Consider the following 10,077-nt stretch of genomic DNA (forward strand, 5'->3'; position numbering starts at 1 on the left):
GCAATATTTAGGTTTAATTAGTAGTTGTAAATAAAAAAAAACGAAAACGAAATAGTAAATAAACCTGTTTAAAACGGATAACTTATCCCAAAATTATAAACATTATTGCTGAAATTTACGTGTTGAAACCATTTGTTTCCGGCATCTAAATAAGGTTCATAAGTTTTAAAGCCAATATCTAATCTTAATAAAATAAAACTTAAATCGTATCTAACACCAAAACCTGTTCCTATGGCAATATCTTTTAAAGAGTTAAACCCATTAAATTTAGCTTGGCTTGAAGTTACAGATGAATTACTAATATCCCAAATATTTCCGGCATCAACAAATAATGCTCCTTTTACGCTGTTAATTACTTTAAATCTATATTCTAAACTTGAAATAAATTTTAAATTTCCTATATTATACTCTAAGCCACTTTTTGTTGAGCCAGGTCCTAAATCATAGATTTTCCATGCTCTTAAATCATTTGGTCCACCTATAAAATAACTTCTGCTAAAAGGAATGGTGGTTGAGTTTTTATATGGTATTGCAACCCCTAAAAAACTTCTAAAAGCAATCACATTTTCCAAAGAGACATTCCAGAATTTCTTGTATTCTAAATCTGTTCTAATGTATTGTGCAATTGGTGTTTTTAATAATGTTTTTGTTCCACTTTCATCTTTTTCATTTGTTAAGAGTGTTAATATATTTCCTGAAGAAGCAATTCTCGCTCTAAAAAATGAAAAATCGTTGTCTTTATAGTTTTCGCTATTATTATAAGTGTAAGTATATGCTGTAACGGGCACTAAAACATCTTCTGTAATAATATTATATCTTGCTTCAATATTTTTAGCGGTTTTATACTCAGTCTCATTAGTTGTTTTAAATGCATCGTTAATATAGTTATCTATAAATGAGATAGCATTTTCTTCGTTAAGCGTTACTAGTGGGAAATATTCCTCTTGTATTGCGGCTAAATCATTATATTCTGAAGTATAAATATTAAAGTATGAATTTATATTTAGGTTTTTAATAAACTGTGCGTTTACAATTTGAAAGCTATGATTTTTAGTTTTTGAAGATTCCCAAGTGTAATCAATAATTCCTGTGAATTTTTGTTTGTCTAATCCAATATTTTTTTGAAGGCTTGTTCCTAAAGTAAAAGTTGTAGAAGGCGCCATGCTTTTTGGAATAATTTTATTTAGTTTAAAAGGAGCTAAAAAGCGTGGTATTTCTAAAGAAATATCACTACCAACTTCCCATGCATTTAACAAACTAGATTGATCCGCAGCATCTTTAGAGTCTAAAAATGATCCTTGCACAGAAAATCTTAATATTTCTGATCCTTTAAATATGTTTCTATTTAAAAATGAGAGTTTTCCAGAAATTCCAAGTTGACGAATATTGGAATGTGTAAGTTCTGTATTAAAACCAATGGAATATTTTTTTAAAGGTGTTAAAAAAATAGAAGCATTTAGCATATCATCTTCTGTTTCTTCATATTTAATGTCTACTGATCTAAAATTATTTAGTCTTCTTAGGTCTTTACGAGTTAATTCTCGCGTTTCATCTCTATAAATATCATTAGGTTCAATAAAAATTGAATTCAACAAAAATTTTGGGTTATATTTTAACTTATCAATGGCTAAAAATGAGTAGCCATTATATGTTTTATTTGCTTTAATAGGCTCATCTTTAGAGTTGTAGGAGTAATCCGTGTATATGTTTACATTTTTAATTTTTTGAACTTTAAACGGCACATTTGCAATACTATCATTAATTATTAATGTAACATCTGATTTGTAATTTGTTTTAGACGAATCAGCTTCAAAGGTTATGGCGTTTTTATTAAATCTATAAATCCCTGAATTTCTAAAAATATTAGTGATTCTATTTTGCTCTTCAATAAATAGAGATAATTTAAATTGATTGCCCGTTTTTATTTCTGATTGATTTTTGTAGATATTATAAATAGAGTCTAAAACTTTAGATTCTATAGCTGTTGTAATGGTATCTAATGTATAAGGTTTGTCAGTATTTATTAAATAATTTATAGCAATTTTTTTATTCTTACTTTTTTGTTCTTCATAAGTTACATTTACATTAAAATAACCTTCGTTGTAATAATGTTGGGTTAAATTTTCTACTGTTTGAATTGCTTTTTTAGCATCGAAAATAACAGGTGGTTCACCATTATTTAAAAACCATTGATGTGTTTTATATTTAAAACTACGAACACCTCTAGTTTGTTTTTCGGAAAATATATTAGTTGTAAATTTATAAGAATTAGGGTTTTCTAATTTCCAGGTATTAAAATCTGTTTCAAAATTTTTGTTTCCAATGTTGTAAAAATATAAAGGAAATGGAACGCCTAACACAAGCTGATTAGGGCGTTGAACAATATAATCAGTAATTTCATAATTAACATTTTTTTTATCATTTACAAAAACAGCATTTTTTGCAAGTAATAATTCATTTTCCGAAACATATTTCAATGTATTGCAAGATGAAAAACTAAAAGTTATACTTATTAAAATTAAAAATATTATAATATTGTTTTTCAAAAAATAAGAGTTTAAATTTGTTTCAAATGTAAAACATTTCAAAGTATTAACAAATTACAATTTTTAGAATCAAATTAATGGCTTTAAGCAAAAATCAATTCAAATTAATAACGAGTTTAAAACAAAAAAAGTACCGATTAAAATATAAATTATTTATAGCAGAAGGAACGAAAGTTGTTGAGGAATTTTTAAATTCAAATTTTGAATTAGATCAGCTATTTTGTGTTAATAATTCAGCATATGAAAATATTGAAGATTGTTATATTGTATCAGAAGCAGTATTAAAAAAAATTAGTTCACTAAAAACGCCTAATAATGTTGTTGGTATTTTTAAAATCCCTGAAGTTAAAAAGCTTAAAAATGAAGGGCTAATTTTAGTATTAGACGGTGTTAATGATCCGGGTAATTTAGGAACAATTATTCGTTTATGTGATTGGTTTGGAGTAGATCAATTAATTTGCTCTGAAAATTCTGTAGATTGTTATAATACTAAAGTTGTGCAAGCTACAATGGGTTCTTTAACCAGAGTTTCAATTGTGTATACGGATATTAGTGATTATTTAAAAGGTACCGAATTGCCAATTTTTGCATCATTAATGGAAGGAGAAAATGTTTATACTAGTAATTTACCTAAAAACGGTATTTTAGTTATGGGCAACGAAGCTAACGGTATTAGTGAGAAAATTTTAAGTTTAAAAACTCAATCAATCTCCATTCCTAGATTTGGAGAGGTACGGCAAACAGAAAGTTTAAATGTAGCTACAGCAACTGCAATTTTATTAAGCGAATTTAAACGTAGTACTTAATGAAATGCTAACTTTATAAAAATACCTCTTGTACCAAAATAATCTACTTGTCCTGTCCAAGGACTATTCGGATTATTATCTTTAACCAATTCATTATTAATAGCAAATACACCTCTTATAGAAGGAGAAAAAATAAAATACGGTAGATAAATATCAATTCCGGCACCAAATTCATACATGAAATTATTTTTTTTCATTCTAAATTCTCCCTCATAATTGTCGTCTGGATTATCCTGGTTGCTAGAGAAATTATAATCATATGAAACACCACCAACAACATAAGGTCTAATATTATTATACCTATCTGCATTTAGTTTTAATAAAAGAGGAATGCGCAAATAGGTTGAGTTAACCTCTCTAATACTATCCTTTGCACCTCCAATAATATGTGTAAAAGATAATGTTTTAGTATTGCTTGAAAGTCCAGGTTCTAAACGCAAAGAAATATTTTTATGTAAACGTAAATCTCCGATTAAACCTACATTAAAACCAACTGTTGGAGTTACTACAATATTTGCAATGTCCGTTAAATATGTAATTTTATAGTCTTTTTTGTTAAAGCCTAAGTAATATCCCCAAAACATTTTTTGTTTATCCCAGTTTTGATGGTATTCTACGACACTTCTTTTTTGAGCTTGTAGACTATTTAGTGTAAAAATTAAAATTATAATAGCAACAACTTTTCTCATATATTATTTTTTAGCAATATAAATTGAAGCAACCCCAAATGTTTGTGGTTTGTTTTCAACATTTATAAACCCATTTTTCATCAAAATATTGTTGAAGGCTTCTCCGTAAGGAAAAGAAGCGGCCGAATCAGATAGATATTTATAAGCTACTTTATCTTTTGAAAATAATTTACCAATTAAGGGAAGTATTTTTGTGGAATAAAAATGATATCCTTGTTTAAAAGGTGTTTTTGTAGGTATTGCTGTTTCTAAAACCACAAATATACCACCAGGTTTTAAAACTCTATAAATTTCCAATAAACCTTTGTCTAAATTTTCAAAATTTCTAACTCCAAAAGCAACAGTAATAGCGTCAAAAGAATTGTTTTCGAACGGAATATTCTCAGAATCACCAAAAACCATTTCAATAGTTTTATTTAAATGTAGATTTTCAATTTTTTTTCTTCCAACTTGTAACATTCCTTCAGAAATGTCTAAACCTACAATTTTTGAAGCAGCTGTTTTTGTTAAATTAATAGCTAAATCACCTGTTCCAGTTGCAATATCTAAAATTGTTGAAGGATTGGTTTTTTTTATAATTTCCACTACTTTTTTTCTCCACGAAACATCAATACCAAATGAAATAACTCGGTTTAAGCCATCGTATTCATTAGAAATAGTGTCGAACATTTTAGCCACTTGTTCTTTTTTTCCTAACTCAGAATTTTTATATGGTTTTACTTTTTCGGTCATAATTTTTAGTAATTAACAGCAACAACTTCTTCTATTTTTCCTGGAATTAATTGTTTTAGCATATTCTCTATGCCATTTTTTAAAGTAATTGTAGACGACGGGCATCCGCTGCAAGCACCTTGTAAAATTACATTTACAATTTTTGAATCTTGATTGTAGGATTGAAATAGAATGTTCCCACCGTCAGCAGCAACTGCAGGCCTAATATACTCATCTAAAATACTTATAATTTGAAGAGAAACGTCATCTAAACTTTCAGTATTGTTACTTTTTTCATTTGTGCTAATAGTTTCTTTTTCAGGATACGCTGTTACAATTTTGTTTCCATCAGCAATATATTGTTTTATAAAACTTCTAACTTCTACAGTAACTTCACCCCATTCAACAATATCAAATTTAGTAATAGACACATAGTTTTCTGAAATAAATACTTCTTTGGTAAAAGGAAAATTAAATAGTGCGGTAGCTAATGGTGAATTTTTAGCTTCTTCAATATTTTTATACTCAACATCAACTTCCATTAATTTTTTATTGGCAACAAATTTTAAAACGGAAGGGTTTGGTGTTACTTCAGCGTACACTTCTACCGGTATTTTTTTTGTAGTATTTTCTTCAGTAATTATAACTCCATTGTTATTCAAATAATTTTCCAATTGTTCTTTTACTTCTTCCTCTACATCTGCCCATTCAACTATTGAAAAACGTTCAATTGCTATAAAATTTGCAGAAATAAATACGCGTTTTACAAAAGGTAAATGAAATAGTTGTTGGGCTAAAGGTGAGTTTTTAGCTTCATCAATATTGTTAAAATCATAGCTACCACTTGTTAAAATACTATTTGAAGAGAATTTTAAAATAGTATCAGAATTTGTTTTTTCTATATATAAGGAAATTGTTTTCATTTAATTAAATTTTGTGCAAAAGTACTAAAACTTGTTTAGCAAATATGTTAATAATAAAAAAACGCCTCAATTTTGAGGCGTTTTTATGTGATTTTATTTTTAATAACTAAATATTTAAAACTAGTGTTGCAGTAATTCTAGAAGTATCAATATTTAATTCAGCATTATTAATTTGGTTATTATTTGGGTAAAAATTATATGGAGCAGTATTTGTAGAGTTTAAATAAGAAAAATCTACTCTTCCTCCTCTAAATTTATACCCTGCACCTAATGAATATCCTTCAATATCATCAGATTGATATGCGTTTTTATTTGGATTTTTTTCATAATGATAACCACCTCTTAAAGAAAATGCATCAACTCTCCATTCTGTACCAAGTCTTAATTCTGTTGTGCTTTCTAAATTTGTGTTAAACGCTTGATTTTCCATTGTAAAGTCTGCGTTACTTAACTTAATATTACTGTAATTTTTATAAATGTAGTCTAAACTTATTAAGCCAGATGTGTTAAATATATAAGCAAAACTTCCAGTTAATTTTGAAGGAGTTTTTAATTTGTAATCAAATCCATTTGTTCCAGAGTATGTATCATCTATTGAAAATTCGTTTGTTACATTTATATTATTTTCAAAAATTGTTGCATCATATTCTAAAAATTCTTCTGCAAGAGAATACCAGATTGGCGATTGAAAAGCTAATCCTAAACGAATATTGTTATTTGGTTTTGAGATCAATCCCAAATTAAAGGAAATTCCATCACCATAAGTTAATAATTCTTGATTTTGTGAAACATCAAAAGTATTTCCGCTACCATCATTATTATATTCTTCGGTTAAAACACGTTGAAAATGTTCAATGTTATAGGTGCTTAAAGAAAAACCTAACATTAAATTATTATTAAATTCTGAAGCTATTGTAAATGTGTATTTTTCATTTTTACCATCTGTGTAATTCTGTAAATAATGACCGTCTGAGTTTAAATAAACTACTTCAGGGTCATAAAAGTCGGTAATTGGAGCGTAACCACTATTACCTTTTGCTATATAGGAATTATTGAAATCGTTAGTAACGGAATAATTAAAACCTAAAGCAAATTTTCCCCAACCAGAATTATTGTTATTACTTTTAAAAACCATGACGCCACCAGCCTGAGATAAATCTAAAAACTCATTTTCGCTAGATTGATTTAAGCCATAAAAATTGGTATTTGTTTTTATTTTTTTGTTATATAATGAAATTGCAACTTCACTTTTTGTAAAAACAGCTGCTCCAGCAGGATTAATCTCTATGGCAGAAATGTCTCCTCCAAGCGCTCCAAATGCCCCGCTCATTGCGTTAAATCGTGCCGTACCATTTATAGATTCCTTTGAGAATAATTCTCCGATATCGTTATAAGATAATGTTTGTGCATTTGAAAAATAGGCAACAAAAACTACCATTGCTAAAAATAATTTTTTCATAATGTATAAGGTTCTAAATTGTTATTAATTTCTTCTTGAGCTGCTTCTTGTTGAAGAACTTCCTGATGAGCCGCTTGATGATCTTGATGACGATCCAGATGAATATGAACCAGAACTCGATGATCTTGAGGAAGAATCATTAGAATAACTTCTTGAAGAACCACTGTTATTATTAGTTGAGTTTGAACTGCTTGAAGAATTTCTTCTTGTAGGCGTAATATTAGAGTTGCTGTTATTATTTGAATTTGTTGATCTTCTAATCATATAATCACCAGAAGATGAATTAATTCTACTGTTTCCATTACTAAAATAATCTCTATTTCTAGTATTTACACCTGAAGATCTTGTTGTTGAATTTATATTTCGCTGAATTGTTGAGCCAGACCTTGTAGATGTTCTAATAGATGAATTTCTATCTATAGTGTTGTTATTAGTTGAAGTTCTTCTTGTTCCAGAATATGTTGAGTTTGAAGAATTATATGGAGTTCTTCTTGTGCTGCTAACGACTCTTTGAGTAGATGAAGGGGTGGTATTTCTCCCATTTGAAGTATAAGAATTTCTTTTACCATGGGAATCAAACCTATCATATTTGTTAAGATAAGGGTAATTATAATTATTATTATAATAACCTCCATAAGGATAATAATATGGTCGATAATAGTTAGAATATCCGTAATAACCACCATAATTGTACGGATAGTAGCCACCAGAATAATAAAAAGGTGAGTAAAATCTATATCTCCAAGGGTTGTAATAGTTAGTATAATAAGGATAATCATAATACCCATTGAAAAAAGGATTATAACCAAACCCAAATCCAAAATCATTATAACCGTTATCAATAGTAATTGTTACATCATTTGTATATTCCCAAGGAGCATCGTAATTATTGTTTTCATTCTCGTAATTCTCTTCATCCTCGTAATAATAGTCATCAACATTTGTAATAATGTCAGAATTATTCACATCTTCCATTTTTTCAAGCTGACGTGTGAAGTAAGTTTTATCAAACTCACTCTCATCCATAATAACAATGTCTTCATTAGTTTGAATTTTAGCATTGGAAGCGTAAATTCCATCGTCATCATAATTGTAGGCGCTTTGATAAGTGCCACATGAATATAAACTGCCTAATAAAACAACTAAAGTGCCAATTTGGGCATATTTTCGGGTAAATAATTTTGAAACTTCCATAATCAGTTGAAATTTTTATTGTTGAACTATTAAAAAAAACTAATTTTGTCGAAATTAGCATTTTTATTATAAAAAGGTGCAATATTTGTGCCAAACTTTTGATTATGAGCAAGAATTTAACAAAGCGAGAAGTAGATTATTCCAAGTGGTATAATGAGTTGGTTGTAAAAGCAGATTTAGCTGAAAACTCAGCCGTTAGAGGCTGTATGGTTATTAAACCTTATGGGTATGCTATCTGGGAAAAAATGCAAGCGCAACTAGATAAAATGTTCAAAGAAACTGGTCATGAAAATGCCTATTTCCCATTGTTTGTGCCTAAAAGTTTATTTGAAGCTGAAGAAAAAAATGCAGAAGGTTTTGCAAAAGAATGCGCCATAGTAACACATTATAGATTGCAAAACGACCCAGACAATCCGGGAAAATTACGTGTAGATCCAACAGCTAAATTAGAGGAAGAACTTATTGTTCGACCAACTTCGGAAGCTATTATTTGGAATACCTATAAAGGATGGATTCAATCTTACAGAGATTTACCTTTATTAATAAATCAATGGGCAAACGTAGTGAGATGGGAAATGCGTACAAGATTATTTTTAAGAACTGCTGAGTTTTTATGGCAAGAAGGACATACTGCTCACGCAACTAAAAGTGAAGCTGTTACAGAAGCAATGTTAATGCAAAAAGTATATGCTGAATTTGCTGAAGGTTTTATGGCGATGCCAGTGATTAAAGGGGCAAAGTCAGATAGTGAACGATTTGCAGGCGCAGACGAAACCTATACAATTGAAGCATTAATGCAAGATGGGAAGGCATTACAAGCAGGGACATCACATTTTTTAGGTCAAAATTTTGCAAAAGCATTTGATGTAAAATACACATCAAAAGAAGGGAAACAAGAATATGTTTGGGCAACATCTTGGGGAGTTTCTACTAGATTAATTGGTGGGTTGATTATGACTCATTCAGATGACTTAGGGTTAGTATTACCTCCAAAATTAGCACCAATACAAGTGGTTATTGTTCCAATTTATAAAGGGGAGGATCAATTAGAGGCTATTTCAGATAGAGTTAATGTTTTTGTAAAAGAACTTCGCTCTAAAGGAATTTCAGTTAAATATGACGATAGAGATACGTTTAGACCGGGAGCAAAATTTGCTGAGTATGAATTAAAAGGAGTTCCAATTAGAATTGCAATTGGAAATAGAGATATAGAAAATAATACTGTTGAGGTAGCTAGAAGAGATACATTAGAAAAAGAAACTGTTTCTCAAGATACTATTGTTGATTTTGTGGAAGGTTTATTAGATAAAATTCAATCTAATTTATTTGATAGAGCAATTACGTATAGAAATAATCATATTACTGAAGTAAATTCTTTTGAAGAGTTTAAAGAAGTAATTGAAAAAAAGGGAGGTTTTGTTTCTGCGCATTGGGATGGATCAGCAGAAACTGAAGAGAAAATAAAAGAATTAACAAAAGCAACAATTAGATGTATACCTTTAGATAGTAAAATTGAAGAAGGAAGCTGTGTATTTTCGGGGCAAAAATCAAGTAAGAGAGTTTTATTTGCAAAAGCTTATTAATTTTTTTAAAAAAAATTTTGTGGATTGAAAAATAGTTGTATTTTTGCATCCGCAATAACGAAATAATAGTGTTGTTGCAAACAAGTAAAATGGTCCGTTCGTCTAGGGGTTAGGACGCCAGGTTTTCATCCTGGTAACAGGGGTTCGATTCCCCTACGGACTACAA

8 protein-coding genes and 1 tRNA gene are annotated in these 10,077 nt (G+C 29.1%); 3 read left to right on the plus strand and 6 right to left on the minus strand.

The window, feature by feature from the left end; all coding sequences use genetic code 11:
• Window positions 1-68: 68 nt before the first annotated feature.
• Window positions 69-2,546: a BamA/TamA family outer membrane protein gene (locus JEY78_RS09665; RefSeq protein ID WP_291850200.1), complete on the minus strand. Its 2,478-nt coding sequence runs from the start codon at window positions 2,544-2,546 to the stop codon at window positions 69-71.
• Between the two features lie 77 nt (window positions 2,547-2,623).
• Here JEY78_RS09665 and JEY78_RS09670 point away from each other — a divergent pair, with 77 nt between their 5' ends.
• The gene (locus tag JEY78_RS09670) at window positions 2,624-3,352 is read left to right on the plus strand and encodes an RNA methyltransferase (RefSeq protein WP_291850202.1); all 729 of its coding nucleotides are present in this window, start codon (window positions 2,624-2,626) and stop codon (window positions 3,350-3,352) included.
• On the opposite strand, the gene JEY78_RS09675 is transcribed toward JEY78_RS09670, so the two are convergent.
• The 5 genes from JEY78_RS09675 to JEY78_RS09695 all read right to left on the minus strand — a co-directional run bounded on the left by JEY78_RS09675 (window position 3,349) and on the right by JEY78_RS09695 (window position 8,328).
• The gene (locus JEY78_RS09675) at window positions 3,349-4,041 is read right to left on the minus strand and encodes a porin family protein (RefSeq protein ID WP_291850204.1); all 693 of its coding nucleotides are present in this window, start codon (window positions 4,039-4,041) and stop codon (window positions 3,349-3,351) included. The genes JEY78_RS09670 and JEY78_RS09675 overlap by 4 nt on opposite strands.
• 3 nt (window positions 4,042-4,044) lie before the next feature.
• Window positions 4,045-4,773 carry a bifunctional demethylmenaquinone methyltransferase/2-methoxy-6-polyprenyl-1,4-benzoquinol methylase UbiE gene (ubiE, locus tag JEY78_RS09680; protein ID WP_291850206.1) on the minus strand — a complete coding sequence of 243 codons (729 nt, stop codon included), beginning with the start codon at window positions 4,771-4,773 and terminating at the stop codon, window positions 4,045-4,047.
• A 5-nt stretch (window positions 4,774-4,778) separates the two neighbouring features.
• Window positions 4,779-5,675, minus strand: coding sequence for a NifU family protein (locus JEY78_RS09685; protein ID WP_291850209.1), 897 nt, complete (start codon window positions 5,673-5,675; stop codon window positions 4,779-4,781).
• A gap of 106 nt (window positions 5,676-5,781) precedes the next feature.
• Window positions 5,782-7,134, minus strand: coding sequence for a UPF0164 family protein (locus JEY78_RS09690; RefSeq protein WP_291850211.1), 1,353 nt, complete (start codon window positions 7,132-7,134; stop codon window positions 5,782-5,784).
• 24 nt (window positions 7,135-7,158) lie between these two features.
• A complete protein-coding gene (locus tag JEY78_RS09695; RefSeq protein WP_291850214.1) occupies window positions 7,159-8,328 on the minus strand; it encodes a hypothetical protein in 1,170 nt (389 codons plus the stop codon).
• 104 nt (window positions 8,329-8,432) lie between these two features.
• Between JEY78_RS09695 and proS the strand changes: the two genes are divergently transcribed.
• The gene (gene proS / locus JEY78_RS09700) at window positions 8,433-9,911 is read left to right on the plus strand and encodes a proline--tRNA ligase (RefSeq protein WP_291850217.1); all 1,479 of its coding nucleotides are present in this window, start codon (window positions 8,433-8,435) and stop codon (window positions 9,909-9,911) included.
• A 91-nt stretch (window positions 9,912-10,002) separates the two neighbouring features.
• Window positions 10,003-10,074: transfer RNA gene (locus tag JEY78_RS09705), tRNA-Glu, on the plus strand.
• The last annotated feature ends 3 nt before the right edge of the window (window positions 10,075-10,077 follow it).

Source organism: Lutibacter sp. (assembly GCF_016342705.1).
Lineage (GTDB): Bacteria > Bacteroidota > Bacteroidia > Flavobacteriales > Flavobacteriaceae > Lutibacter.